Below are 790 nucleotides of genomic sequence, written 5' to 3'. Positions count from 1 at the left end.
GTGATTTAATGAATCCGGGTACCAATTTAGGCGAGAATACTCGCTAAGGAGAGGTGTTTGATGGGCAAGCGAAGACGTACGTTTTCCGCCGACAAGCAACAGGCTGCAAGCCTTGTTCTGGACAAGAACTACAGCCACATCGAAGCGAGTCGATCGGTCGGTGTCAGCAAATCAGTTTTGCGCCACTGGGTGAACCAACTTCAACTGGAACGTCAAGGGATTACGCCGCAGAGCAAGGCCATGACGCCAGATCAGCAATACATTCAGGAACTTGGGGCGCGTATTGATCGCCGTGAGCGCGAGAAAAGACCATTTTAAAAAAAGCTACCGCGCTCTTGATATCGGAAGAAATCGAACATACGAGATAATCGACAAGGTCTGCCACAACGATCCTGTCGAACTGCTCTGTGGTGCAGTGTTCGATATACCACGGTCATGCCTATATGCGTATTGTGAACGATCTCGGCAGACCAACACCAAGCGCATGGCGCCGCGCAGCCACATTCACGAATTGTTCGTCGAGAGCCAAAGTTCGGCCGGTAGTCGCAGCATCATGGGCGTGATGCGAGAAGGTGGCGTCGTGATTGGTCGCTTCAAAGTCAGCCGATTGATGGAGGAACTGGGTCTGATCTGTAAGCAGCCTGGTCGCCATGCCTACAAGCAGACAACGGTGGAGTGCATCGGCATCCTGAGTCATCTCAATCGACAGGGCCTGTACACACGTCGAGTCGTTGGCTGGGCATTCTCGATGCGACCAGATGCCGATCTGGTCATACAGGAATTGGACATG

The 790-nt window shown here is 52.5% G+C and carries 1 pseudogene; it reads left to right on the top strand.

The annotated features are described in order from the left end of the window. Positions 1-60 precede the first annotated feature (60 nt). A pseudogene (locus tag AC07RZ_RS24130) lies at positions 61-790 on the top strand (transposase); the annotation flags it as partial.

Source organism: Collimonas sp. GW821-FHT07E08 (assembly GCF_059418905.1).
This window is presented reverse-complemented; position numbering and strand designations above follow the sequence as displayed.